The following is a 24,213-nucleotide window of genomic DNA, read 5'->3' as shown; positions in this document are numbered from 1 at the left end:
AGAGCACAAAAAACCCGCCGAGGCGGGCTTCTTGTATCGATCAGGCCAGCGTCCGCTTACAGCTCGCTGAAGCACTCTTCAATGATCGCCAGGCCTTTGTCCAACTGCTCGTCCGGCGAGGTCAGCGGGACCAGTACGCGCAACACGTTGCCATAGGTGCCGCAAGACAGCAGGATCAGGCCCTTGTCACGCGCCTTGGCTACCACGGAAGCAACGGCAGCGGCGTTTGGCTTGTGGCTATCGCCACCTTCAAACAGCTCGACCGCGATCATCGCGCCCAAGGCCCGCACTTCACCGATCACCGGGTACTTGGCCTGGATGGCCTTGAGGCCCGTGACCAAGCGCTCGCCAACCGCTTTGCAGCGGTCCAGCAGGTGTTCTTCTTCAAACACTTCCATCACCGCCAGCGCAGCTGCGCACGCGATCGGGCTACCGGCGTAGGTGCCGCCCAGGCCGCCTGGCGCGATGGCGTCCATGTACTCGGCCTTGCCGCACACACCCGCCAGCGGGAAGCCGCCGGCGATGGATTTGGCGAAAGTGGTCAGGTCGGCAGCAACGCCCATCTGTTCCATGGCGAAGAACGTACCGGTACGACCGGCGCCGGTTTGCACTTCGTCGGCGATCAACAGGATGCCGTGCTTGTCGCACAGTTCGCGCAGGCGCTTCATGAAGGATTTTGGCGCGACGTAGAAACCGCCTTCGCCCTGCACCGGCTCGATGATGATGGCAGCGATATCACGCGGCTCGGCATCGTTCTTGAAAATGCGTTCGATGCTGGCGATCGAATCGTCGTCGCTCACACCGTGCAGTTCATTCGGGAACAGCGCACGGAACACACCGCCTGGCATCAGGCCCATGCCGGCCGAGTAAGGCACGACTTTACCGGTGAGGCCCAGGGTCATCATGGTGCGACCGTGGTAAGCGCCGGTGAAAGCAATCACGCCAGCACGGCCAGTGGCGGCGCGGGCGATTTTCACGGCGTTTTCGACAGCTTCCGAACCGGTGGTGACCAGCAGGGTTTTCTTGGCGAAATCACCTGGGACCTTGGCGTTGATTTTTTCGCACAGTTCCACGTAAGGCTCGTAGGCCAGCACCTGGAAGCAAGTGTGCGTCAGCTTGTTCAGTTGCGCGGTCACGGCGGCGATGATTTTCGGGTGCACGTGGCCGGTGTTCAGTACGGCGATGCCGCCGGCGAAGTCGATGAACTCGCGACCTTCAACGTCGGTCACGGTGGCATTCTTCGCGGATTCGGCGAAGATCGGGTGAATCTGGCCAACACCGCGGGGTACAGCGGCTTCGCGGCGTTTCATCAGGGATGCGTTGGTCTTGCTCATAAAGTCCTCATTCGCCACTCATCGGGTGGCGCGGTCCAAGGAATACGTGGCGGGGAGGCAACTACGGCAGCATGCGATGATCGACTGCCACAGCTTTCCCGGCCACTACGAAGTACGGTGTGAAACACGCAAAGGGACAGCGCTCTCGTGCCCTCTGCGTTTGCAGCAATGCCGTGCCGGGCTCCTTAGATGCCCAGGCAGAGGTATTTGATTTCCAGGTAATCCTCGATCCCGTACTTGGAGCCTTCACGGCCCAGGCCCGAAGCCTTGATGCCGCCGAACGGCGCCACTTCATTGGAGATCAACCCAGTGTTGACGCCGACCATGCCGTATTCCAGGGCTTCAGCCACACGGAACACGCGGCCCAGGTCACGGGCATAGAAGTAAGAAGCCAGGCCGAACTCGGTGTCGTTGGACATCGCGATCACTTCGGCTTCGTCTTTGAAACGGAACAGCGGCGCCAGTGGGCCGAAGGTTTCTTCCTTCGCGACCGCAGCGTTTTTCGGCACGTTGGTAAGGATAGTCGGCTCGAAGAAGTTGCCTTCCATGACCTTGCCGCCAGCCATCAATGTCGCGCCTTTGCTCAAGGCATCCGCAATGTGTTCCTGAACCTTGGCCACGGCCTTTTCGTCGATCAGCGGACCGGTGGTCGTGCCTTCTTCCAGACCGTTGCCGATCTTCAACTTGGCCACGGCCACTTTCAGTTTTTCCGCGAACGCGTCGTACACCGAATCCTGAATGTACAGGCGGTTGGCACAAACGCAGGTCTGGCCGTTGTTGCGGTACTTGGAGATGATCGCGCCTTCGACGGCCTTATCCAGGTCCGCATCGTCGAACACGATGAACGGCGCGTTGCCGCCCAATTCCAGGGAGACTTTCTTGATGTCCTTGGCGCATTCGGCCATCAACTGGCGACCGATTTCGGTCGAGCCGGTGAAGGACAACTTACGCACGATCGGGTTGCTGGTCAGCTCGCTGCCGATGTCACCCGCACTGCCCGACACCACGCTGAAAACACCCTTTGGGATACCGGCACGCTGCGCCAGCTCAGCCAGGGCGAATGCGGAAAACGGGGTTTGCGACGCCGGCTTGAGGACCATTGTGCAACCGGCGGCCAGCGCCGGGCCGGCTTTGCGGGTGATCATCGCGGCCGGGAAGTTCCACGGAGTGATGGCGGCGGTCACGCCGATCGGCTGCTTGATAACGATCAGGCGCTTGTCGGGCTGGTGGCCCGGAATCACGTCACCGTAGACGCGCTTGGCTTCTTCGGCGAACCACTCGATAAACGAGGCGGCGTAGACGATTTCGCCCTTGGCTTCGGCCAGTGGCTTGCCTTGCTCCAGGGTCATCAAGCGGGCCAGGTCGTCCTGGTTCTCGATGATCAGTTCGAACCAGCGACGCAGCTTGTTCGCGCGGTCCTTGGCGGTGAGAGCACGCCAGGCCGGCAGCGCCTTGTCGGCGGCTTCGATGGCGCGGCGGGTTTCAGCGGCGCCCATCTTTGGCACGGTACCGAGAATCTCGCCCGTGGCAGGGTTGTTGACCTTGATGGTTTGACCGTTGTCCGCATCGACCCAAGCGCCATCGATAAAGGCTTGCTGGCGGAACAACTGGGTATCTTTAAGCTGCATGTCGGCTTTCCTTAACAGCACCGCGCGCACGCGGAGCGAATTAGAGTTGTTGAAAGGCGCCTTGTGGGCTGCCGTCAGGGAAATCAGCCCCAGCGCGCGGATGAAATGAAAGAGCGCACGGGAGACAGAGCGTTTGAAATCTCAAACGAATCCTAGGATCAATGGGGGTACAGGGCAATAGGATGTTCGAAAAAAAGAACGAAAACGACGCATTTGCCGGGTTTATCTGATCAGCGTAGTTCCCCGCCCTGATCAGTGGTGCCCGGCTTAGGGCCTCTGGTACGGCAAATTCCTACACGTGAACGCCCAAAGACCAGCATGGACGCCCAAGGTCGACATGGGTATGATGTCGCCCGCACAAGCATCCGTAGCTCAGCTGGATAGAGTACTGCCCTCCGAAGGCAGGGGTCGTGGGTTCGAATCCCGCCGGGTGCACCAGATATGAAATGAAAAAGCCCCAGGTCGAGAGACCTGGGGCTTTTTTGTGGGTGATTTTTTGTAAGCCTTAGGGCGCAACTGTCTGGAATTTCCGGATAGTTGCATCTCATATGGGCTCTTGTGATCTCAGGGCGGCAGTTGGCACTGCTGCTAGCCGGCAATCCTGCGTTAGGTGTGTTGTCACGCAATGAATAGAGTTTTGGTCTGAGCGTAAATAAATATGTCCCCATATTCGTCGATTCTCTACCGGAATGGAAGGTTAAAGAGATATGCTATTGATCAAAGACGCCTTGCATGGAGCTCCGAAGTGGCAGGTTTTGAACAAGATTTAGCCTTGGCAGAAGCCGCTCAACAGCCTGTGGTTTCAGGATCAGAGAAAAGAGGCGCCGCTTACTGGGACTCTATTTACACAGGCAAAAACTTACAGATCCTATTTCACGGATGGGATCTAAAAAATAATAACGGACCTTCTCAACTTCTATTCACTTCAGATGCTCTATTAGAGTTCATGCGTGAAAAGTCATTACGTCGTTTCAACTGCAAAGGTAAAAACTTTGACGAATGCGACTTTAATGGCGAATATATAAGCGAAGCGCCTCGACAAGAAATATCATTCGGAAAATGTACATTTACACGGTGCGATTTTGAAAGCAGCGTGTGGCGTGGCGTAAAATTCAGCGAATGCCGCTTCGACAAATGTTCGTTTACCTTATCCGAATTTCAAGACTGCACTTTTTACCAGTGCGAGTGGGTAGATATAACACTTTCAGGCACTGCCACAAAACTTCCAAACACCCTCATTTCCAATCCGTACAATTTTATAAATTCAGCATATACAAATTTAGACAGAAAAGTACTTTCAGAGAACAAAAAAGATCCTGACTATCAGAAAATGAGATTAGAAGGCACAAAAGCAAAGTTTTCTAGAGTGATATTAAAAAACGCCGAAAATCATGGCGACGAAGACGCATATTACGATGCAATCAAAACATACTTAAACCAATCACTAAAAAGCAGAATCCATGTTTCAGTTTATGAAATCAAAAAAAAGAAAGGATATTTTCGTCAAAGTTTAAATTTGTTTGCAGCTTTTTTTGAGCTCTTAATACTTAACATCTCAGGCACCGTAAATTGCTGGGGGAAAAGCATCGCCCGCCCAGCGATAATTGGAATATCTATTACACTTATATTTGGAATTATCTACGGAATCATGCTCGAAGACTTAAACCGGGGTTTAATCAAGGGCTTCGATATTACCTTTCTTGTCGGCTACACGAAACACTCGGAAAGAACCACACCAGGCCATATGCAATTGCTCTATGGACTAAATGCTTTCTTTGGCCTGTGGTGGTACGCAGTGCTCGTTCCAACCATCATCAACAGAATAAGCAGGGTAAACTAATGCCTATTCTTTCACTTATCGTATACGGTAGTCGCGCTCGAAAAGATAACACAGTCGATTCAGATACAGATTTGTTTGCAATCACTGACGATGCTCGTTACGAAATGATAATTGAAGGCAATACAAATATTGCTTGCTATCCGTTACCGCTTGCAGTTTCAAGAGCTGAAGGCGGCGACTTATTTTTTATGCACATCGTTTTAGAAGCGCAAGTAATTTACGACCCTACAAGCGCATTCAGCATAGTCAAAAGAAATTTTATTAAAAAGAAGAGCTACACTGCTGAAATTAAAAATGCTAGTGAATTAGGGCATGCACTCGTAGCATATGCCAAGCACATGCAGGACTATTACCTTTTAAACAAAAGACTCGCTTGGTGCCTAAGGACGATATTGATAGCTAGATCCGCTGAGATGGGGCGTCCAACCTTCTCTAAGGAGGGACTAGCCGCTCTATTCCAAGATCAAGGTCTAGCAGACCTTATTTCATTGAAAGACTCCTCAAATTACGTGACCAAGGCCTACCCAGAGTTCCATGCTGCGTTTATAAAATATGGAATTGACCCTGACAAAGGCATGCCTACCGACATAAGTGACTTGGTCGAATATTTTTCAGAGCGCGATAACTCAATGGGCTTTAAAACAGCTCGACTTTTAAGTCATGACATAGAGCTTGAAGGCTATGAGTGGGGTTGATGCTGTAACGTGAAACACTGTGAAACTTTTCAACCCTTCACTACCCACATGTAATCCATCTCAGCCCCTCCAGAGAGTCTCGTAGTTCCTTGACGAAAAACTCGATAAACATAGGGTTACACCTCAAGACCGCTCAATTAGTCAGTTGCGTCGCAAATAACAACACGTTAATCGTATGCGATCCATAGTAAGCGCTCCATGAACCCCACATCAAAGCGGCCATCTGATCCCCGACGCTGTGCTCCAGATTTGCAACTCATGATGCGACCCGACGCCAAAATCGAAAAAGTCTATCTCTATCCCAAACCCCTGGACTTCCGAAAATCCATTGATGGTCTGGCCGCGCTGGTCGAATTGGATATCAAGGTCACCGTGTTCGACCCTGTGCTTTTCGTTTTCCTCAACTAGTCCCGAAACCGCGTGAAGATTTTGTATTGGGAACGCAACGGCTTCTGCCTTTGGCTCAAGCGCCTTGAGTCCGAGCGATTCAAAGCATCGCCCTAAGCCAGTAACGAGGCGATTGTCCTGACAGTCTAGGAACTGAACTGGCTACTCGACGGCTTCGACCTCTGGCGCAACCGCCCTCATCAGGTTTGACGCCTCGATACGTCGCCTGATTCGGTATAATCCGCGGCATGATTTCCATGCCCAAAGACCTTCCTGATAATCCTGTTTTGCTCCGGCAATTACTTGAGCAAATGATCAGTGAGCGGGCGTCCTACAAAGGCAAGATTGTTCATCTTGAAGAAGAGAACGCGCTGTTGCGCCAACGATTGTTCGGTATATGATCCATAAACCCCACACGCCCCCCTCTCTGCACATGCCTTCAGCGACAAGAAATTCGCCAGATCTCACTAGTGGCCGGGTTTCAAAAGTAGTTGACTGGTCGACCGAGCCATCCGTTGACAATATTGAACAAACCGAGGGCCGTTACAGATCCGGTAAGGATCCCCTTTTTTCTTCAAGATCCTTTCAATTTCAACGATTGAAATTTCAGTAACTTCCGGCACCTCCCACTAACTCAGTCCCGCGGGTTTCATGCCCCGTGTCAGCGGTAAGTCCTCAGGGTCCCCAGCGGATTTCGCCTCGTCACGCCCCCTCCATCTTAAGTATCCCTACGCACGGCCGTTAAGTATCTTCACCCTCGGGGAAAAATCATGACTAGGAAGCTGTCGACCCTCTGCTTTATTGCGCTGACTCTTGTTCAAGGATGTTCACACTCAGCAGTGGAGACCGACCCGGTCAATACTGCATTGAAATCATGTGGCATGGGCCTAAGCACGCAAACCGCTTACGTGTTCAAAACCGCTTTCGAGGTCGCTCAGAAAAAGGGGACCGCTGATTTCAGCCTGAGCATGAATCAAAGCGTCGACACCCAAGAAGCATCGCTGTTGAAGCAGATGGACAAGTCGCCAGAGAGCACCAAGGTGATTCTTGGTGAGGTCAAAAGCTTTAGGGAGTGCGTCATTGCTCGGAGCTCGGCCCTAAGACCGGCAACTCGCCTGGACCTACTCGAACAATGCCGCGTCAATATGCAAAATCGGATCTCGCCGCCTGGTAACGTTTCCTATGGGACGTTGCGTTATTGGAACCAGCGACCTAATGACCCCCGGTATACATACGACACCCCTATCATGGGGGGGATTTTTGATAAGGGGGGGCCAGGGTTTCCGGTCTTAGTCCAATGCGATATTCGAAATGGAAAACTTCAGGACGTCATAGCTATCGGCAATCCATGATTGCAGGCAGCACGCTGCGCCGTGTATGCCCTCGTGTATGCCTAACCGACGCACTGCCACTAGACCCCTTATAAATCGGGCACGTTACAGACAAGTTCAAACGACGCCGGGGCACCAGATATGACGAAAAGCCCCAGGCCAAAAGGCCTGGGGCTTTTTTATGAGCGCCTGTTTAACGCTTCTGTAACGCTTCCAACCGCATCGGCAAGTCTTCCTCGGGAAAGCGCTCATGCAAAGCCAGCAGCTTTTCATCCGCCGCCTTGGTCTCCCCGGCCTCACGCAACCTCACAATCTCCTGCAACCCCTCCTCCAACGAAAGTAACGCCACCGGCGCGCGTTTGCTGAGCTTGGTTGTGGTTTCATCCGCCATCGAGCCCATGACTTGCGCACGCTCGGCCTGGGGCGCGACGGCCATTCGGGCCACCGGTGCGGGCGCGGACATCGCGGGCGGGGCGGGGCGTGGAGCTTCCTCATGAAGGGCGGAGAAGGTTGCCGTGGACATTTCAGGTTGCGGCACGGGGGAGCGCGTCACTACGCCGATCATGAGCGCTAAACCGGCCACGGTGGCAAACGCCATCTGCCAGCGCGGACGTTGGCACGCTCGCAGCCAACGCTGCCACAGGCTCGGCTGCGACGCCGGGGCTTCGCGGCGGGCGGTGGCGAGGATGAAGGCGTCGAGGGACGCCGGCGGTTCGCTGGTGCTGTGTTGACGGAAATGCTGGAGTAGCACGTCGTCAGGATCCGGGGTGTGTCGGGAGTCGGTCATGCGGGTATCTCCTCGGCCAGCAGGCGGCGCAGTTTCTGCTGGGCGTAACGCAGGCGGCTTTTTACGGTTTCGAGCGGGGCGCCGGTTAGGGCGGCGATTTGCGGCACTTCAAGGTCGCCGTGCAGGCGCAGCAGGAAGACTTCGCGCTGGTCTTCGGGCAGGTCTTGCAGCGCGGCGTCGAGGCGGGCCTGTTCGCGGCTCAGGCTCAGTTGCTGCTCGGGGCCGGCGCTGTCGTCGGGCTGGGCGTGCAATTGCTCATCGTAGCTGTCGTGCAGCGGGTTGTGGATGCCGTGCTTGCGCCAGTGGTCGATGAGCCGGTTGCGGGCAATCTGGAACAGCCATGTGCGAAAACTCGCCCGGCCTTGTGGCTGGGTGGCACTGCGAATCAGGCTGAGCCAGGTCTCCTGGTAGATTTCCTCGGCCAGTTCGGCCTTGTTGCTCAGGGACACGAGGAAACGGTACAGGCCCTGGCGGTGCCGCGCATACAAGGCTTCGAACGCGGCAGCGTCACCGGTTCGGTAGCGGGCCAGCAGCGATTCGTCGCTGGGTGAAGCATCTGGTACGGCCATGTAAGTGGCGAACTCCTTTCTGAAAGTCAAAGCCGATCTAAGTGTGGGAGCTGGCTTGCCTGCGATGGCATCAACTCGGTGTAACTGATGGACCGAGTCGCTTGCATCGCAGGCAAGCCAGCTCCCACATTGGATCGTCGTTGCATGCGCGATCAGTGTTTGAGGCCCTGCGCCAGCTCTACCAGTTGCACAAACTCGCTGCGCAGCCCGAACGGGTCATCGCCTCGGGCCGAGCGGGCCAGCGCGGCGGTGTCTTGCAGGCTCATGCTGCCAGTGTAGCGGCCATCGCCCTTGAGCTGTTGGGCGAACGCTGCCACGGCCGCCGCGAAGCGCAGGTCGTCGCTGGCCTTGGTGGATTCGTTGCTGATGGGCCGCTCGATCAACTGGCTTTCACCGCCCCCGGCGGGCTTGTAGCGCACACGCAACATCGCCAGCTCACCGGACTTACCCTCGCCTGCAGGCGCAGCGGCATAACGCAAAGGCTCCAACCACCCCTTCTCGCCCTTCGGCACAATTTCGTACAGCGCAGTTACCGTGTGCCCTGCACCGATTTCACCGGCGTCGACTTTGTCGTTGTTAAAATCCTCACGCTTCAGGGCTCGGTTTTCATAGCCAAGCAGGCGATATTCGCTGACACGCGCCGGATTGAACTCCACCTGCAACTTCACATCCCGCGCGACCACGGCCAGGGTCGAGCTGAGTTGGTCGACCAACACCTTGCGGGCTTCGCGCAGGTTGTCGATGTAGGCGTAGTTACCGTCGCCTGCGTCGGCCAGTTGCTCCATCAGGTGTTCATTGTAGTTATCCACGCCAAAACCCAGGGTCGTGAGGGATACGCCGCTTTTGCGCTGCGACGCGGCCATCTGCTTAAGGCTGTCGAAGTCACTGATGCCCACGTTGAAGTCACCGTCGGTGGCCAGCAGGATGCGGTTGATGCCCTTGTCGATAAAGCCTTCGCGGGCCATCTGGTAGGCCAGTTCGATGCCGGATGCACCGGCTGTGGAGCCACCCGCAGTCAGTTGGTCGATTGCATTGCGGATCTTCACCTTGTCGCGACCGGAGGTGGGCTTGAGCACCACGCGGGATTCACCGGCATAGACCACCAGCGAAACACGGTCCTGTTCACGCAACTGATCCACCAGCAATTTCAGGGTGCTTTTTACCAGCGGCAAGCCTTCGCGGCGGTCCATAGAGCCAGACACGTCCACCAGGAACACCAGGTTGGCCGGCGCCAGCTGCGCTACCGCACGGTCAGAGGCTTTGATGCCGATACGCAGCAGTTGAGTGCGCGGGTTCCAGGGTGTGGCGGCCACTTCGGTGGTCACGCCAAAGGGTGAGCCCTCGGTGGGCAGCGCATAACTGTAGGGGAAGTAATTGACCATTTCCTCCAGTCGCACAGCGCCTTCGGGCGGCAGGCTGCCTTGGTTGAGGAATCGTCTTACGTTGGCGTAGCTGCCGGTGTCGACGTCAGCGCTGAAGGTGGACACGGGCGTTTCAGCCACACGATGCACCGGGTTGTCCGGCAGGTTTTCGTACTGTTCGCGGGGCTCGCTGCGGTACTCCATCACAGCCGACTCCTGCATACGCATGGGTGCAGGCATCGCCATGCGCTTGACCATCGCGCCCTGGGCTGGCGCGCTTTGCAGCTCAGCGACGGGTGCGGGCTCGACAGGTGTCGACACATCAGTGGACGTAGACAGCCCACAACCGGCCAGCGCCACCAGCAAGGTAACGGCAAAGCCCTGGGCAGCAGGACGCAGGAAGAGCAGAGGACGGGACATGGGCTGAACCTCGTGAATGAATGATCCGTTCACAAGCTCAGACGCAAGGTGTGGTGGGTTCGGGTTAAATCTCGAATCACGGCTCAATCATTGTGGGAGTGGGCTTGCTCGCGAATGCAGCCGGTCAGTTGAAGTATGCATCGACTGACACTCCGCATTCGCGAGCAAGCCCGCTCCCACATTGGGTCTACGGTGTTTTCAGGATCAAACTCAGTCCGTACCGTACTTCGGGTTACGCGGACCGTACAGGATCCCCGCGCGCTGCCCCGGCGACAGCAGCCGCGCGCTGGTGATACCGGCAATCGGGTGCGCCGCATCGGTGGAACTGTTGATCACTTGCTTGACCGCCGCCGTGATCAGCATGCCGACCAGGCCGCCGCCGTTGTTGTTGCCTTCCTCGCTGGAAGCATGCGCCGAGCCGGTCCACAGGGTGGTGCCGGTACGCAGGTCGACCAGTTTGGCCGAGGCCGTCACGGAGGTGTCGCTGGAGATCAGCATGTACTTGGTGCCGTAATTGGTAACGGTGATGTACAGCGCCGCGTCCGCACCAAAGATGTCGTGCAGCTTGGCCGGTGCCACGCCCTGGATATCGTTGGCGGTGGTCAGGCCGTTCTGGCGGAAGGTTTCGTCCACCAGGGCGATCGGCAACACGTAGTAACCGGCTTCGGCCAGCGGGTAGGTCACTTGCGAAACCAGGCTGTAGGACGCCTGCACTTCCGGCGATTCATTGATCGGCGGCAGTACCAGGATCGACTTGGGTCGCGCCTGTTTGTACGCCGTGTAATCAATCGTCTTGGGGGCCGCGCAACCGCCGAGCAAAGCCAGGGCCAGCAAGGCGCCAGTGAGTTTTAACAGGCTCATTTAGTGGCAACTCCGGTCTTGGCGTTTTTCAGCAGGAAATCCATGTAGGCGGCGGACTCAGGGAACAACGCTTTCTCGGTGCGGAATTCCTGCACCATCTGGTCATCCTTGCCCATGCTCAGGTACAGCATGCCCAAGTGGGCGTGGTAACCCGGCGGAGCCTTGCGGCCGCTGGCGTTGATCTTCTGCAGATCCCGCTCCAACGCCTCGACCTGCGCTTCCTTGGGCTCGCCCTTGAAGTACTCGTAAACCTGCGGCTGGTAGCTTTCCCATTGATACAGGGGCTGGGGCGCCGTCTGGCACCCGGTAACCGCTGCAACTGCTGTCAGCACCAGCGCCAACTTAACTGCCTTGCTCATCCTTGTACTGCTCCTTGAGGTGCTGCTGATCAGTTGCGTGGGTTCCAGGCGCCGGCGTTGATGCCGTCGACGAGGCGGTTGATGGCTTCGCGCATGGCCAGGTCGAGGACCTTGCCATTGAGGGTGGAGTCGTAGCTGGCGGTGCCGCCAAAGCCGATGACTTCACGGTTGGACAGCGCGTATTCACCGGCGCCTTGGGTGGAATACACCACTTCGGAGGTGCTGATGTTGACGATATTCAACGCGACTTTGGCGTAAGCCACTTGTGTCTTGCCACGGCCGAGGATACCGAACAGCTGGCGGTCGCCAGTCTCTTTGCGGCCGAACTCGGTCACGTCGCCGGTCACCACGTAATCAGCGCCCTTGAGTTTCTGCGCGGTGCCTTTGATCGCGGCTTCCTGGGAGATTTCGCCCATGTTGTCGCGGTCCAGCACGCTGAAGCGGTTGGTCTGCTGCAGGTGGGTGATCAGGATGGTCTTGGCTTGGCCACCGAGGCGGTCGACGCCGTCGGAGAAGATGCCGCGCATGTAGCTGGAGCGGTTGTCGAACTTGCCCACGGCAATCGGTACACGCACGCCGGAATAGGCGACGTTGGCGCTGGCGACTTGTTCCACCGGCATGGCGCGGTTGCTCTCCGTGGCGCAACCGGCCACGGTCAGCAGCGCTGCGGCGGTGAGGCCGGACAGCAGGATTTTGGACAGTGTGTTCACAGGGTGCTCCTAAGTGGGGAAATCCAAGGCGATTAACCGCTATCGAGAAGGAATATCTTGCAGGTCGTCGACAATGTATTGGCTCAGCCCACCAGTGAAATGTCGCTCGACACTGGTGTTACCGGTATTGGTGATGATGCCGCCAATGGTCTTCCATTGCTGCACCTGGCCCACCCAGTTGTTGGGCACCAGGCCAGGCCGGTCGTGGGCAAAGCGCAGCACTTGGGCGCTGCCCTTCTTGACCTTGACCTTGTAGCCGAAATCGATGCTTTGCAGGATGGTGCCGTCGTCGACGACTAAATTGGACAGCCCGCCGTTGGTGTCGATGATATGCCGCACGTAGACGATATCCACGTCCAGCAAATAATCGGCGGTTTCCTTGCTCGTGGCGTAGCGCTTGGCGTTGAGCAGGCGGTTGACTAGGTCGACGCCGAGTTCCTGGCGAACCTTGTCGTCGGGCATGAAATGTTTGCTTTTGCCCCCCACCTCCACGTCGAAGGTGTCGACCCAGTAGGTAGCCGTCTTGGGAATAGTGACCGGCGCCGGGGAGATGTAGTACGCCGGCTTGGAGGCACAGCCCGCCATGAGGCAGGCCGCGAGAAATACGGCAAACAGGCGCATGTCTGAATTCGTCCCTGAAAAGTATCGTGCTTTAAACAATCGCGGCATTTTACGGAGTTGAAAGCCGTTCTCAAGTTGTTTTGACGCCCAAGCTGCGCCGTTTTACTGGCGCTTACGCCCAAGTCCGCGGCGAAATGCCCTAAGGCATTGTCAGCAAAACAAAAACAATGATGGCTATTAGCCTGCACCGATCAAATAAAAAATGCATGCTCAAGTTATGCCCGTGAAGGACGAGACAGTGGCTTGGTTCGTTCATTTATAGGGATATTGCGTGTTGAAAATCCTCTTCCGGGCGGCGGCGCTCGTCGCCGCGTTATCCATGACCGGCTGTGTGTCGTACACCGTCACTGGCCCCATCGGCGCCCCGCTCCATCCGGCCTCCAGCAGTAGCTCGCGCAGTGCGCAAGTCGCCGATGTGACGGTGAATGCTGCCGACGTCAACGAGGCCAACAAGACGGCCATCAGCCGCTCGCTGACGGCCCAGATCAACCAGTACGTGCGCACGGCGGGTTATTTCAAGCAGGTCACCGAGTATCCGGTACGCCTGGGCGAGCACGACGTCACGCTCAAATTCAACATGACCTCCCTCAAAGGCCATCGCGCGCCGCACCCTGCGTATGTGCCGGGCGCGCTGCTGACGCTGACGATCTGGATCTGGGTCAACGGCCCGATCTACGTGGACAGCTTCGACGTAGCCGGCGACCTGGTCATCGTCGACCGCAACGGCCAGGAACTGGCTTCGGCGAAAGAGTCGATCAAGTTCGAACACAACGTCGGGCTTTACAGCGGCCAGTATTGGGCGCCTTCGATGGGCGGCCAGCAACTGACCAAGCTGGTCGCGCAATTGCTCGACACCGCTACCGCCAAACTGGCGAAACCGTAAATTTAAGGAGCAACACATGAAAGGATTGATCAAACACTGCCTGGTCCTCGCGGCGGTCTTGCTGACCGGTTGCGTTTCTTACTCGCAGCACGAACTGCCAGCAGTGCAAACCTGGCCACCAACCGCGAACGCACCGGCACAAAAGCCGACGGCGTACGTGCGCACCACGGCGCAAAACCACGTCAACGGTGGCCCGGGCAACGCGGCAGTAGGTGCCCCGGTGGTGCTGTGGGAAAAGGCTGTGGCCGACACCTTCCAGCAGTCCAACCGCTTTTCGCGAGTAAGCACCGACAAGGTTGACTCGGACCTCTATGTGGATGCCACCCTGCACAACAATGAAGAATACAGCCCGGTGTCAGCGTTTATTACCGGCTTCACGTTCTGCATCATCCCCACCACTGCGAAGAACATTTTTACCCTCGAAACGGTGTTCAAAGACAAGGACGGCAAAGAGTTGGGCCGGGTCAAAAAGAGTGAGTCGGTGCGCACATGGGTGCATCTGGTGCTGATCGTAGGCCTGCCTTTCCAGACCGACACACGGGAAGTGGTCGAGGCGTTGACGCGCAGTACGCTGGATGAGGCGGTGCAGCGCAAGTTACTGTAAGGCCTGTACGTCGGCGGATATCCAGCTGACGCACCTCAATAAAAATGTGGGAGCTGCGAACCGCCGCTCCCACATTGTTACAGCCATGCCGCCCTGCTCAAGTGTTGATCACAATCGTCTTGGCCAACATATCGCCCAATCGACGGCGCAACCCGAACAGCACAAAAAGCCCGTCCAGCATACTGAACAGCAGCTTCGGAAAATTACGCAGAAACGATTGAAACAGCGTGCAGTTCATTGGATACGGGTAACCCACCACCGCCGTGCGGCACACCCGCTTACCCAGGCTCTGGCCTTTGGGCAAGGCATCGCAAAACAGAAAGTACCCGAAGGCTAAAAACATCAGCACATAGCGGATGCCATCGAAAAACAGCGGGCCCACCACCGAGCGCAAAGACAGATACGCGTAGTCCAGGTTGCGGATCAAAAACAGCAGGAAAAACACCACGGCCATATCGATGACATAACCGAGCAGCCGCCTGAACGGGCTGGCGAGGTTCCAGATTTCTGCCGCCGATGCTGAATCGTTCATAACGCGCTTATCCCCTGCCTCTGTCATAAATATCCGCCAGGCTGCGAACGCTCGTCAGGTTACCGGTCTGGATCACGATGGTCTTGGCGAACATGTCGCCAAGGCGTGTCCTGGATTCCATGAGGATCCACACCCAATCGATGACCACCAGTGCACCGGAGTTACGCGTGAACGACTGGGAAACGCTGCAACCCTTGAGGGTCTTGCGGTCCACCGTGGCAATGCTCAGCAGGCGCTTGCCCAGGCTCTGGCCGTTGGGGAGTGCATCGGCCAGCAGGAAGTAGGCAAAGCCCGCAAAAAACGCGCAAAGGAAACCAGCCTTGGGCGTCACCCCTGGGACATAGGCAGACAACGCCCCGGCGACGAATTTGACGATGAAAAAGATCAGCACCGCGATGGCGCAGTCGATGATGCGTGCGGCCAGGCGACGGCCGATGCTGGCCAGGATTGTGGGGCGTTTAGGGGTGTTATTTGCGTCCATACAGGATTACTCCAACTTCAAAGTGATTGCGTCTATTCCGGGCGGGTGCAATTGCGCTCCCAGCCTTTTTCAATCGTGCCGCCGTACTTTTCACAGGACGCCCTTTCCAACAGAGCGTCCAGGGAATCGCGCCCAGGCTCAAGCCACAACAGGCCGAGCAAGTAGGCCGCCGCGGCCGCGAGCACCAGTATCGCAGCCATCCGAGTCAGCATGAATCGAAGCGTTGCTGCAGTTGTGCGCGACCGCTCAAACACGAACGCGAACAACAGCCCAATGCCGCACCACACGAAGCCTGCGACTGCCACGCCCAACGGCGCCGAACCAGGATCGAGGTAGGCCCAGGCCAGCATGAATACCGTGGCGCTGGCGAACATCACCAACAGGCACAGCCACTGGGCAACCCGACACCCGATGCTGAAAAAGCGCGCCAAGCGCATTTGAGCATTCACGGGAACGTCGTCCCGACGCGTGCCCGCTCTTTGGAAAACCAGATACCGGTGACCTTACCGACCACCTCGTCAACGGCCACCTGCCCCATAAAGCGGCTGTCATTGCTGTTGTTGCGGTTGTCACCCAGCAGGTAGACGTGCCCTGGCTCGACCTTGAGCGGAGCCAACTCCATCGACGCCGGCCCATTCACACGGTCTGCCGGCGCATGAAACAGGCCGAGGTTTTCACCGTTGCGGATCAGTTCGCCGTTGACGATGGCCAACGTATCTCCCCCAACACCCGCCACGCGCTTGATCGCCTCAGTGCCGTTCCAGCGATACACCACGATATCGCCGACCTTCGGCGCACCGGCCTTGAGGTCGGCCACAATGTAGTCGCCCACGGACACCGTTGGCGCCATCGAACCGGTCGGAATGTAGTAGTTCTTGAACCCCATCAGCGGCCCCCGCAAGACCTCCAACAGAATGAACGTGATCACGATCAACACGCCGACGTATAGCGCGTGGAACCGTTTGCGCGGCACGCCCACCGGGCCTGTGTAACGACGGGCCAACACGGCCGATACGATTGCCGAGCTGAGCTTGACCGCGATAATCCAGCCGAACAACACGTACAGCCCGATGGGCGAGGCGCTCAGACCGAACACGCCGAGCAGCACCACACCGCCGTACAACAGCGCGGCAACCCAAATGGCCCACTTGATACGGCCCACGTAGACAAGCCCCCAGCCGGCCACCAGGCAGGACATCAGGAAAGCTTGTAGGGAGAGTTTTACGGGTTTCATTGATCATCCTTAATAATGCAAGTGCGCGCGTTGCGCATATTACTGTGCGGCGCGCCAATCCACGTAACCCTTGACCGCCGCTAACTGGTTCAAAATGAAGCTGGAAAAATCTTCGAACAAAACTGTTGCCCCATCCAGTTCAGGATCAATTTCTACGATTGACCAATCGTTCTCTGCATCGAATGCATAAAGCACACGGCTCCCACTGCCAGTGGAAATAGGGGTCAGACCACTGGAAATAGGGGTCAGACCACCATTAACGTTAAATTTATATGGATTTCGCTAAAAACGTGGCCCGACCCCGATCCCTCCACATTAAATAAATCCGTCACGTTTACTTCCTAAATCACCCCCCTCACCGATTAATATTTATTACACCTGAATAATCACCAAATTTCGGTGCAACTTCGTAGTTCCCTGCCGGTTCAAAGGTTGATTGAGCATCTTCAACCGTATAGGGAATCATCCTCTCACGCCTAACGACAAGACCACCCTGCCGTCCAAATATATAAGTTGTTCCAAAAGCGACCTTGCCCCCCTCGAATTCACGGTGGGTGGCCATCGAGAGAAAAAGTTGGCTTTCGTCTAAGTAGTGAAATTGATAGGTCAGATACTCATGGCCTTTATCGTCAAGAAAACCGACGCCAACCATACCCTTATCTATCAACATTTCAACAAAACAAGAAGGCGTTGATTCCGACCCAATTAGAGCGGTATATGACTTACCTGCCTGATGCTCGGACCGTGCCGTGGACTCACTCATTGGTTCTATCGCGCATTTTTTTGCACGGAACCAGGATTTGCTATAAAAGACTGGCATGACCATTAATAGGTATTCCCTTTGGTATATCTGATGGCAGCATTAAAGGGGCAGATTTATTAAACAGCTTGTAAATAAATCAGTCACCTTTATCCGATCCCTTAACCCCGATTCCCCTTCACTTTTAATATGCCCCAGCATCCAAATCCGCAATGGACAACCAGTAAGCAACAACCGCGTCAAACGCCTTATCATCGGCGCGCTCCTGCAACGCAACCAGTGCCTGCCGTGCATCGCCGATGGACCAGCCAGTGGAGTTCAGAGTCAGCCATGCGCAGTCAAGGCGTCCCGCTTGCATAAAATCCTCGAACAACGGCTTTTTCTCGCGCTCAGGATCAAACCAAGTGGGCAGTTCCACGCCGTTCGGCACTGGGATGTGCTGGTCGACAACTTCAAAATAGCAACTGCTTTCCCACCAATTAGGGATTGGGTCGAACGGGTTCGGAAAGTTTCCGGTATAACGCTTTGCACCGTCAGAAATACTGGCCAGTGGCGTCAACGTCTTGAACGGTTCAACGTTGGCGAAGCCTTTGGAGTCGTCGCCAGTTTTCAACGACTGCGCATCCAATGCTTCCAGGCAATCAAGCCCCACCGCCTTGGCGAACTGCTCAAGTTCGGGCGTGACACCCTCCTCAAGACTCATCGACATCATTGCGAGCACGCCCATCAGTTGCGCAGGCGTGCGGGCGATCTCTACGGTCATTCGGTCGATGCCAACATACATTTTTACGAAGGTGGGTTCACGATCAACAAACCAGTGCTTCCAGTACCCAATATAGGTAGGCCAAGATCCGTCACTCCATATCGGGATCAACGCAGGTGGAAACCCATACCACTCGGCAGGGGCTCGCAGTGTGCAGATGGGCGTGCCGATGCTTCCATCGGCGCATGCCACCAGCGCGTCGTGTAACCCCAGGGCTTCTAATGCCGTTTTAACGTTCATGCCTTCACCGTTTTGGCGCCAGAGGCGTCGACCACTCGGGGATCTCCAGAAATAGGGGCCAGACCACCAATATACATTGGGGGGAAATAGGGGTCAGAACACAATTGACATTTGAAAGTCATCTCTTTGGTCGGCCAGCGAATCCTCTAACGGTTCTCTTACCCAAAGCTTGTGCTATCTGCGACGCAAACTTTCCCGTTCCGAATACGTAATTTCCATTTGTAGCATCTCTGATTTGGTCGATTACTTCTTGCTGAAGCTCATCCTTGAAAAGACGACGATACGCCTCAGCCCTCTGATCGACATTACTACCCAATTCTTTATAACAATCATGAGGCGTTATAAGTGCTGAAGTTTCCAGCTCTGCATTTGCTCGGTAGCTCGTCCAACGATACTCAGCGGGATGATCCACCATTCCCGCTCTGACGGGATTCATTTCTATGTAACGATAACAGGCCATCAAATAGCTTTCGTGTTGCACCAAACAAGAACGATAACGACCTTCCCACAGAGTTCCTGTTCGTTGATAAGTACGATTTATATTTTGGACATAACGCTGACCAAGTCCTTTCATTAACGAACAAGCACTTAGAGCGGTAGTTGGAGTCAGTAACAAATGCACGTGATTCGTCATGAGACACCACGCGTGAATTTTGCAGCCATGCGTTTCCGACAAGAGCTTTAAGAGGTGGATATAAAAAATATAATCATCTTCTGAATAGAAGCAAACCGAACGATTATTTCCGCGCTGTATGATGTGCAGCGGAAGACCTGGTACCAACAACCGAGGACGACGAGCCATAACAAACCCCTGATTTCTGAAAGAGATCAGCTTAGTCGTCTGCAACAAAAACAAAGGAAGATAATGATTTCAAAAAATAAATCAAATTTTTAAAGAGCATAATTTTTAGGAAAATAGGGGTCAGACCACCAATATACGTTTTAGCAGTAATCGTGGTCTGACCCCTATTTTCCAGTGACTGGCGTATAGGCGGTTGTAAACTCCATCATTAATTCCCACCCTATTTTTCTCCTGAAACAAAATCCGGACATGGTACTTTTGGCATATTGTCGTAGGCCTTCAACACTGCCTGCAAAGGTATCAGAATTAAAGGGGACAGATTTATTAATAGCCTACCGATCAGCGTCACATTTAAATAAATCCGCCCCCTTTATCCCTGCGTAATGATTCCATACACCTGACCCACCTTCCCACATGCACCCCACATTACAGGGGAAAGATTTATTTAATAGCTTACCGCCAAACGAAAAACTTAAACAATCCTCCTTTATCTTTACACAAACTAACTCATACTATAATAACTATAAAGATCCGAATCCGGCCAAAACTCATCATATGCGGTCAATAGACTTCGAAGGGCCTCACTACGAGGATCTTCTGAAGGGTTCATTTTTGAAATTACAAATTCTTTTATTTCAGGCCACTGCAACTCACGCATGCAAAATGCCACAGCTTCAAATGGCGAGTTCCTAGATGTTAAAATCAGTTTAAATCTATCTATAAACCACTCTCTATAGTCCGGATGTTTTTTTACAAATTCTAAAATATTTAACAATGACATCTCATAGGAAATTTCCAGCTCTTCACTAAAAGCGGCCATAGCTACATCACAAAGAATATCAAACTGTTCAATAATGTCATTCATTTTGGCACCCAAGCACCTTTTCTTGGATTACCAGGATCTGGCACCCAGACTTTCTCTATGTATTTACCAGTCACATCAAGTCCTTTTTGAGAGAACGCATTTTCTGCTGCGATCTGTGCAGCGCGACCGGAAGGTTCATAATGCCCAGAAGTGTTATCTATATATTTAACTTCCCCGCGCACAATTTTCACCTCGCCAGCTGCAATAACGGGTTTACTATTCGCAAGGTCAATGTGACCTCCACCTACCTCATTAAACTTTCGCCCGATTACTAAGTTACCATCTTCAAGAACAACATAGTTATATGTTCCTATACCTTTAGTCAACTTTGTATCTGCGATAAGTGTTGGAACAGCTGTTGGATGATCTGGGAATTGATTTAGAAAATTAGGCGTCGCTTGACTTTCTACCGAACCTGCCGGCGTTTTCACTCCTTTGGCAAAATCTGGACCGCCTGGTAGAACATTCCTTTCAATCGGAATACCCATCTCCGAGTCCGCCTGCCCCCAAAACATTCCCTCGTTTTTAGCAACCGCACCTTTAGCAGAGCCTGCAACCGACTGCCCCTTAAACACGCTCGGCAACCCAGCAGCCGAAGCGTTCAAAAGCCCAAGGAAAATGTTTTGGGCGCCGTCGCCCGAATCACCCTTGTAGGTCTGCACCCCACCATAAGTAGCCTGCAATATGCCACTTTCAGCCGTCACCAACCGTATCGCCAAGCCCATGCCCCCGCCCAGCACATACAAAGCCGGCGTACCGATTGCAGCTTCTCCTTCGTAGTTCTGTCCGATGCGCAATGTCTTTTGCGCTTCGCGGTAAAGCTGTTCGTTTTCGCTAGGAGAGCGGTTCATCTGCGCCAACAAGTCGCCGGGATAGAGCCGTTCCAGCGAAGCGTCTTTATTGGAACTGCCAGCCGCGTATGCCACATCGTTGCTTTGCCGCAGAGGACCGGGCCGCATCAGCGCGTAGATGCGACGATCAGCCTCACCCTGACCATACGCCGCAACAAGTGCGTTTTCGTAATCCGCGAGGTAGGCCTGTGCTGCGACTTTATCGGCAGCCGACATCGAGTCTGGGTTGCGGCGCAGGCGCTCAACCAGGGCATTTGAAATCTGATCTCGCTGATCGAGCGCGATAAGCGTCTTTGCGTCCTCGAGGGTGTACTTGTTGCGCTTGAACGAGTCGCGGGCCTTTTGAAGCAAAGACTCGTTGGCTGGACTCAAAAGGTTATTTTCAACCGCGTTCTTACCGACTTGTGCCGCTGCGACCGCATCCAGCGCGCCCTTGCCGGTAAGCGACCCGGAAAGACCACCTGCCAAGGTTGCGAGGCTGGAGATTGTCTGCTTTTGCCCTTCGGACAGTTTTTCATTACTGACATCGCCATACAGGCTTTCCTTGATCAGACGCGCGGTTTCCTCCGCCGCAACAGCACCGGCTGCGCCAGCAAGTGCTGAGTTACCGCCAGCCTTGGCGAGCACAGCACCCAGTACCGCATGGGCCATCAGATTGGCTGTGGGGTCGCCCTTGGTCCTGTCCCTGATTGTTTCTGCCAGATACGGCGCCGCCGCTCCCGCCAACGCGCCCCCGACGCTACCGCCCATGGCCGCTTGCACCACAGCCGTCACCGCCTGGCTGGCTTTCTGGAAGCTGCTGCCGACGCCGTAATCCTGTTGGGCACGAAAGCTGATTTGCTCCGGTGTCGGGTTAGCGACACCGTCATCAATCAGCTTCTGCCGCGTGGCTTTGCTGACGTCGCTGTTGGGGTCGTTTGCTGCCTTGATTCTGGCCTCGGCAATCGCGTCGCCAATGCCCTTGGTCAGCTCCATCGAGCTTTTGACCAGGTCCATGCGCTCTTGCATGGCCTTTTCATCGGGCTTGTCGAGGCGTTGGTTGGCGTTGGCCGTGTCACGGTTCAAACCGACGAGATCGCTAGCGCCCGCAGGGTTGCGCACTATGATCGTGCCTTCGCTTACCGCACTGCGCGTGTAGCTGTGATCCGAGTCGTTTAGTGCCATGCCATACAAGGGACCTGGCTTGAGTGTTCCCACCTCTCCACCGTAAGAACCGGAGACGCTCACGCCCGCCGACTGGCTCTTGATATCGCTCTTGTTCTTGATATCGCTGACCAGCAAGCGATCCGTGCTGAGGCGGTTCTTGTCAGCGCTGGCTTCACTGGCAATCACCGCGCCTTGCAAGGTGGTGGTCTTGCCGACATTGATGTCGTAGCCGTCTTTACCGGCAAAGAAGCCGCTCTGGTCGGTCACCGCCTGGTAGTCGCTGTTCATTTTCGACGCCGCCAGGTTCGCGGACGCAGAAACGGTGGAGCCTAGGCAGAACGGAGGAATGCAAATGCTCGCGCCAAAACCGGCGCTGTTCTGCTTGCTCTTGGACGTTTCGGAGTCCTGGCGCGACAGGATGTTGAGGTTGCCGCCGATGTCGGCATCAATGCGATCAGCACGCACCTGGGCCCCGGCCAGTGTGGTGTCCTGCCCGCTGCGCAGTACCAGCGAGCCGGTATCCAGGGTGGTATTGACCTGGGTTACGGAGCTACCCGAACCCAGGTTTTTGGCGATTTGCGCACCGAGGTCGAGGGTGAAACCGGTTTGCTCGCCGATGTTGAAGCTGACGCCGATGGCGGTTCGATTGCGCGAGCCGTCATTTTTGCGGTCGGTGGTGTTCTGCGCGCTTTGCAGCAGGATGTTGTTTTTCGCCGACAGCAGGGTGTTGCCCGCTTTCAATGAACTGCCGGTGATCAACAGATCTCCTGCGGTACCCGGCGCATCGCCCGCCGCAACAATCGACAGGTTTTCACCGGCATTGAGGCTGCTCTGGTGGGCGGTCTGCGCCGCATACTCGTTGCTGCTTTTGGTGCGGGTGTTGGCCAGTTCGGTGCCAATCTTGATCATTGAGCCGGAGGAACTACCGCTGGTGTCGTCATTGCCGTTGATTTTATTAGCAAGGTCGCCCATCTGATTATTGAGGTTGTAGGCCGCCAACGCCGCCTGGGCGATCTTCACTGCCTTGAGGCGCGGGTCGTCGGCACTGCGCGACGCCTTGGCTGCATCGCGCATGCTGGTGGCGGTGTCGACGACCATGCCACCCACTACACGCCCAACCGCCAAACTTTTTGAACTGTCCTGACTGGTCTGACTCGCAGTCTCCATCCCCGAAGTAACGGTGACATCAGCCCCGCTCAACTCCATGTTCTTGGTGCTCACCAAATCACTGGCCACCACCTTCAACTCACGCCCCGCCGTCAGCGACACGTTGCCCGCGCTAGAGCCAATCGTGCTGCCGGTCAAGGTCATTTCATTGGCTGTGCCGTTGTGTTTGGAGCTGTTGATGTACAGCTTCTGGTTGCCGGTCATGTCGTCCAGACCGAGCTTGTTGCCGGTCAACACGCCGGTGAGGTCGCGGTTCTTCTCCTTGTGCATGTCGGTGCGGGCGAAGGTGTTTTGCGCCGCGTCGATGGTCAGGTCGCGGCCAGCCTGCACGGCGAGGTCGCCGGTGCTGACCAGGTTGGAACCGGTGACGATGGCATCGCGCTTGGCGGCGACGGTGACGGTTTCGCCGGAGACCATGCTGCCCAGGGCGGTGGTGCGTTTTTCGTCGACTTTGTCTTGGACTTTGCTCGACTTGAGGCCGCCCCAGCTGCTTTTGCTTTCCTTGCGTTCGTGACGGGCGCTGTCTGAGTTAGTGACGGCGAGGATGCTCACGTCCTGGCCGGCCGCAAGTTGCGTGGCGCCTTTTTCGGCGGTAACGGCGCTGCCGGCCAGCAGCAGGTTTTCACCGGCCACGACGGTGCTGTTTTTGCCGGCGCTGACGAGGCTGCCGACGTTGTTCATGGCGTCGGTTTCGTCGAGGCGGAATTTCTTGCCCTGGGAAGTTTTTTTGGTCTTGCTGTAGAAGCTGTAGTCCTGGTTTTCGGCGGCTTTGAGCTCGAGGTTTTTGCCGGATACCAGGTACGCCTCGTTGCCGGCCTTGATCACGCTGGCGACCAGTTGCAGGTTCTGCCCGGCGCTCAGGGTGGCGTCGCCGCCGGCCTTGATCACGCTGGAGACTTGCTGCACGTGGTCTTCGATGCTTTTGATCTTTTTCGAGTTGTAGGTCGAGTGCTGTTCGTTGGCTGCCGCGATGGCGTTGAGG

The 24,213-nt window shown here is 55.6% G+C and carries 25 protein-coding genes, 1 tRNA gene and 1 pseudogene; 8 read left to right on the top strand and 19 right to left on the bottom strand.

The window, feature by feature from the left end:
- Nucleotides 1-56: 56 nt before the first annotated feature.
- Together gabT and gabD are read right to left on the bottom strand one after the other, a co-directional pair.
- A complete protein-coding gene (gene gabT / locus BFP95_RS22950) occupies nt 57-1,334 on the bottom strand; it encodes a 4-aminobutyrate--2-oxoglutarate transaminase (protein WP_049710644.1) in 1,278 nt (425 codons plus the stop codon).
- 185 nt (nt 1,335-1,519) lie between these two features.
- Nucleotides 1,520-2,962: an NADP-dependent succinate-semialdehyde dehydrogenase gene (gabD, locus tag BFP95_RS22945; protein WP_065910753.1), complete on the bottom strand. Its 1,443-nt coding sequence runs from the start codon at nt 2,960-2,962 to the stop codon at nt 1,520-1,522.
- A 361-nt stretch (nt 2,963-3,323) separates the two neighbouring features.
- Here gabD and BFP95_RS22940 point away from each other — a divergent pair.
- From BFP95_RS22940 to BFP95_RS22915, 6 genes and pseudogenes are all read left to right on the top strand, one after another.
- A tRNA-Arg gene (locus tag BFP95_RS22940) sits at nt 3,324-3,400 on the top strand.
- Between the two features lie 307 nt (nt 3,401-3,707).
- Nucleotides 3,708-4,802, top strand: a complete 1,095-nt coding sequence (locus BFP95_RS22935) for an anti-phage Hailong system effector protein HalA (RefSeq protein ID WP_065890197.1) — start codon at nt 3,708-3,710, stop codon at nt 4,800-4,802.
- Nucleotides 4,802-5,497, top strand: a complete 696-nt coding sequence (locus tag BFP95_RS22930) for an anti-phage Hailong system nucleotidyltransferase HalB (RefSeq protein WP_065890193.1) — start codon at nt 4,802-4,804, stop codon at nt 5,495-5,497. The genes BFP95_RS22935 and BFP95_RS22930 overlap by 1 nt, the downstream gene beginning before the upstream one ends.
- A 198-nt stretch (nt 5,498-5,695) precedes the next feature.
- Nucleotides 5,696-6,001, top strand: a pseudogene (gene tnpB, locus BFP95_RS30085) (IS66 family insertion sequence element accessory protein TnpB).
- Between the two features lie 140 nt (nt 6,002-6,141).
- Complete coding sequence (locus BFP95_RS29835) at nt 6,142-6,285, top strand: hypothetical protein (protein WP_175405782.1); 144 nt, start codon at nt 6,142-6,144, stop codon at nt 6,283-6,285.
- Nucleotides 6,286-6,654: 369 nt separating this feature from the next.
- Nucleotides 6,655-7,236 (top strand): hypothetical protein, encoded by a 582-nt coding sequence (locus BFP95_RS22915; protein WP_139114535.1) that lies wholly within the window; start codon nt 6,655-6,657, stop codon nt 7,234-7,236.
- A 172-nt stretch (nt 7,237-7,408) separates the two neighbouring features.
- On the opposite strand, the gene BFP95_RS22910 is transcribed toward BFP95_RS22915, so the two are convergent.
- The 7 genes from BFP95_RS22910 to BFP95_RS22880 all read right to left on the bottom strand — a co-directional run bounded on the left by BFP95_RS22910 (nt 7,409) and on the right by BFP95_RS22880 (nt 12,903).
- Nucleotides 7,409-8,002: a hypothetical protein gene (locus BFP95_RS22910; protein WP_065910752.1), complete on the bottom strand. Its 594-nt coding sequence runs from the start codon at nt 8,000-8,002 to the stop codon at nt 7,409-7,411.
- Entirely contained in the window at nt 7,999-8,571 is a 573-nt protein-coding gene (locus BFP95_RS22905; protein ID WP_065910751.1) for an RNA polymerase sigma factor, read from the bottom strand. Before BFP95_RS22905 ends, BFP95_RS22910 begins: the two co-directional genes overlap by 4 nt.
- A gap of 152 nt (nt 8,572-8,723) precedes the next feature.
- Nucleotides 8,724-10,352, bottom strand: a complete 1,629-nt coding sequence (locus BFP95_RS22900) for a vWA domain-containing protein (RefSeq protein ID WP_065910750.1) — start codon at nt 10,350-10,352, stop codon at nt 8,724-8,726.
- A gap of 210 nt (nt 10,353-10,562) precedes the next feature.
- The gene (locus BFP95_RS22895) at nt 10,563-11,213 is read right to left on the bottom strand and encodes a DUF799 domain-containing protein (protein WP_049710663.1); all 651 of its coding nucleotides are present in this window, start codon (nt 11,211-11,213) and stop codon (nt 10,563-10,565) included.
- Nucleotides 11,210-11,572, bottom strand: coding sequence for a DUF4810 domain-containing protein (locus tag BFP95_RS22890; protein ID WP_049710664.1), 363 nt, complete (start codon nt 11,570-11,572; stop codon nt 11,210-11,212). The genes BFP95_RS22895 and BFP95_RS22890 overlap by 4 nt, the downstream gene beginning before the upstream one ends.
- Nucleotides 11,573-11,601: 29 nt before the next feature.
- Nucleotides 11,602-12,282, bottom strand: coding sequence for a CsgG/HfaB family protein (locus tag BFP95_RS22885; protein WP_049710665.1), 681 nt, complete (start codon nt 12,280-12,282; stop codon nt 11,602-11,604).
- Nucleotides 12,283-12,321: 39 nt separating this feature from the next.
- Nucleotides 12,322-12,903 carry a hypothetical protein gene (locus tag BFP95_RS22880; protein WP_065910749.1) on the bottom strand — a complete coding sequence of 194 codons (582 nt, stop codon included), beginning with the start codon at nt 12,901-12,903 and terminating at the stop codon, nt 12,322-12,324.
- Nucleotides 12,904-13,174: 271 nt separating this feature from the next.
- Between BFP95_RS22880 and BFP95_RS22875 the strand changes: the two genes are divergently transcribed.
- Together BFP95_RS22875 and BFP95_RS22870 are read left to right on the top strand one after the other, a co-directional pair.
- Nucleotides 13,175-13,786 (top strand): hypothetical protein, encoded by a 612-nt coding sequence (locus tag BFP95_RS22875; protein WP_065872769.1) that lies wholly within the window; start codon nt 13,175-13,177, stop codon nt 13,784-13,786.
- A 16-nt stretch (nt 13,787-13,802) separates the two neighbouring features.
- Nucleotides 13,803-14,390 (top strand): hypothetical protein, encoded by a 588-nt coding sequence (locus BFP95_RS22870; protein ID WP_012721599.1) that lies wholly within the window; start codon nt 13,803-13,805, stop codon nt 14,388-14,390.
- A gap of 97 nt (nt 14,391-14,487) precedes the next feature.
- On the opposite strand, the gene BFP95_RS22865 is transcribed toward BFP95_RS22870, so the two are convergent.
- From BFP95_RS22865 to BFP95_RS22835, 10 genes are all read right to left on the bottom strand, one after another.
- Nucleotides 14,488-14,922, bottom strand: a complete 435-nt coding sequence (locus BFP95_RS22865; RefSeq protein WP_065910748.1) for an RDD family protein — start codon at nt 14,920-14,922, stop codon at nt 14,488-14,490.
- A gap of 7 nt (nt 14,923-14,929) precedes the next feature.
- Nucleotides 14,930-15,403: an RDD family protein gene (locus BFP95_RS22860; RefSeq protein WP_065910747.1), complete on the bottom strand. Its 474-nt coding sequence runs from the start codon at nt 15,401-15,403 to the stop codon at nt 14,930-14,932.
- A gap of 32 nt (nt 15,404-15,435) precedes the next feature.
- The gene (locus tag BFP95_RS22855) at nt 15,436-15,852 is read right to left on the bottom strand and encodes a hypothetical protein (protein ID WP_083207085.1); all 417 of its coding nucleotides are present in this window, start codon (nt 15,850-15,852) and stop codon (nt 15,436-15,438) included.
- Nucleotides 15,849-16,637 (bottom strand): signal peptidase I, encoded by a 789-nt coding sequence (gene lepB / locus BFP95_RS22850; protein WP_065910745.1) that lies wholly within the window; start codon nt 16,635-16,637, stop codon nt 15,849-15,851. Before lepB ends, BFP95_RS22855 begins: the two co-directional genes overlap by 4 nt.
- Before the next feature lie 39 nt (nt 16,638-16,676).
- Complete coding sequence (locus BFP95_RS29170; protein ID WP_256530442.1) at nt 16,677-16,832, bottom strand: hypothetical protein; 156 nt, start codon at nt 16,830-16,832, stop codon at nt 16,677-16,679.
- 160 nt (nt 16,833-16,992) lie between these two features.
- The gene (locus BFP95_RS22845; RefSeq protein WP_065910744.1) at nt 16,993-17,463 is read right to left on the bottom strand and encodes a lytic transglycosylase; all 471 of its coding nucleotides are present in this window, start codon (nt 17,461-17,463) and stop codon (nt 16,993-16,995) included.
- 118 nt (nt 17,464-17,581) lie between these two features.
- Nucleotides 17,582-18,400, bottom strand: coding sequence for a hypothetical protein (locus tag BFP95_RS22840; protein ID WP_139113188.1), 819 nt, complete (start codon nt 18,398-18,400; stop codon nt 17,582-17,584).
- Between the two features lie 118 nt (nt 18,401-18,518).
- A complete protein-coding gene (locus BFP95_RS29165) occupies nt 18,519-19,202 on the bottom strand; it encodes a transposase (protein WP_083207086.1) in 684 nt (227 codons plus the stop codon).
- A 502-nt stretch (nt 19,203-19,704) separates the two neighbouring features.
- Nucleotides 19,705-20,067, bottom strand: a complete 363-nt coding sequence (locus BFP95_RS29160; RefSeq protein WP_083207087.1) for a hypothetical protein — start codon at nt 20,065-20,067, stop codon at nt 19,705-19,707.
- Complete coding sequence (locus BFP95_RS22835; protein ID WP_256534311.1) at nt 20,064-24,203, bottom strand: hemagglutinin repeat-containing protein; 4,140 nt, start codon at nt 24,201-24,203, stop codon at nt 20,064-20,066. Before BFP95_RS22835 ends, BFP95_RS29160 begins: the two co-directional genes overlap by 4 nt.
- Between the last annotated feature and the right edge of the window lie 10 nt (nt 24,204-24,213).

It is taken from the genome of Pseudomonas sp. 58 R 12 (assembly GCF_900005865.1).
GTDB lineage: Bacteria > Pseudomonadota > Gammaproteobacteria > Pseudomonadales > Pseudomonadaceae > Aquipseudomonas > Aquipseudomonas tritici.
Note: the sequence above shows the minus strand (reverse complement) of the source record. Positions and strands in the feature narration are given on the sequence as shown.

Coding starts and splice junctions, on each gene's coding strand:
- BFP95_RS22880 (WP_065910749.1), bottom strand. CDS start 12,903: ATGCGCCTGTTTGCCGTATTTCTCGCGGCCTGCCTCATGGCGGGCTGT.
- BFP95_RS22910 (WP_065910752.1), bottom strand. CDS start 8,002: ATGACCGACTCCCGACACACCCCGGATCCTGACGACGTGCTACTCCAG.
- BFP95_RS22895 (WP_049710663.1), bottom strand. CDS start 11,213: ATGAGCCTGTTAAAACTCACTGGCGCCTTGCTGGCCCTGGCTTTGCTC.
- lepB (WP_065910745.1), bottom strand. CDS start 16,637: ATGAAACCCGTAAAACTCTCCCTACAAGCTTTCCTGATGTCCTGCCTG.
- BFP95_RS22905 (WP_065910751.1), bottom strand. CDS start 8,571: ATGGCCGTACCAGATGCTTCACCCAGCGACGAATCGCTGCTGGCCCGC.
- BFP95_RS29160 (WP_083207087.1), bottom strand. CDS start 20,067: ATGAATGACATTATTGAACAGTTTGATATTCTTTGTGATGTAGCTATG.
- BFP95_RS22870 (WP_012721599.1), top strand. CDS start 13,803: ATGAAAGGATTGATCAAACACTGCCTGGTCCTCGCGGCGGTCTTGCTG.
- BFP95_RS22915 (WP_139114535.1), top strand. CDS start 6,655: ATGACTAGGAAGCTGTCGACCCTCTGCTTTATTGCGCTGACTCTTGTT.
- BFP95_RS29835 (WP_175405782.1), top strand. CDS start 6,142: ATGCCCAAAGACCTTCCTGATAATCCTGTTTTGCTCCGGCAATTACTT.
- BFP95_RS22865 (WP_065910748.1), bottom strand. CDS start 14,922: ATGAACGATTCAGCATCGGCGGCAGAAATCTGGAACCTCGCCAGCCCG.
- BFP95_RS29165 (WP_083207086.1), bottom strand. CDS start 19,202: ATGGCTCGTCGTCCTCGGTTGTTGGTACCAGGTCTTCCGCTGCACATC.
- BFP95_RS22840 (WP_139113188.1), bottom strand. CDS start 18,400: ATGAACGTTAAAACGGCATTAGAAGCCCTGGGGTTACACGACGCGCTG.
- gabT (WP_049710644.1), bottom strand. CDS start 1,334: ATGAGCAAGACCAACGCATCCCTGATGAAACGCCGCGAAGCCGCTGTA.
- BFP95_RS22890 (WP_049710664.1), bottom strand. CDS start 11,572: ATGAGCAAGGCAGTTAAGTTGGCGCTGGTGCTGACAGCAGTTGCAGCG.
- BFP95_RS22930 (WP_065890193.1), top strand. CDS start 4,802: ATGCCTATTCTTTCACTTATCGTATACGGTAGTCGCGCTCGAAAAGAT.
- BFP95_RS22845 (WP_065910744.1), bottom strand. CDS start 17,463: ATGGTCATGCCAGTCTTTTATAGCAAATCCTGGTTCCGTGCAAAAAAA.
- BFP95_RS22860 (WP_065910747.1), bottom strand. CDS start 15,403: ATGGACGCAAATAACACCCCTAAACGCCCCACAATCCTGGCCAGCATC.
- BFP95_RS22900 (WP_065910750.1), bottom strand. CDS start 10,352: ATGTCCCGTCCTCTGCTCTTCCTGCGTCCTGCTGCCCAGGGCTTTGCC.
- gabD (WP_065910753.1), bottom strand. CDS start 2,962: ATGCAGCTTAAAGATACCCAGTTGTTCCGCCAGCAAGCCTTTATCGAT.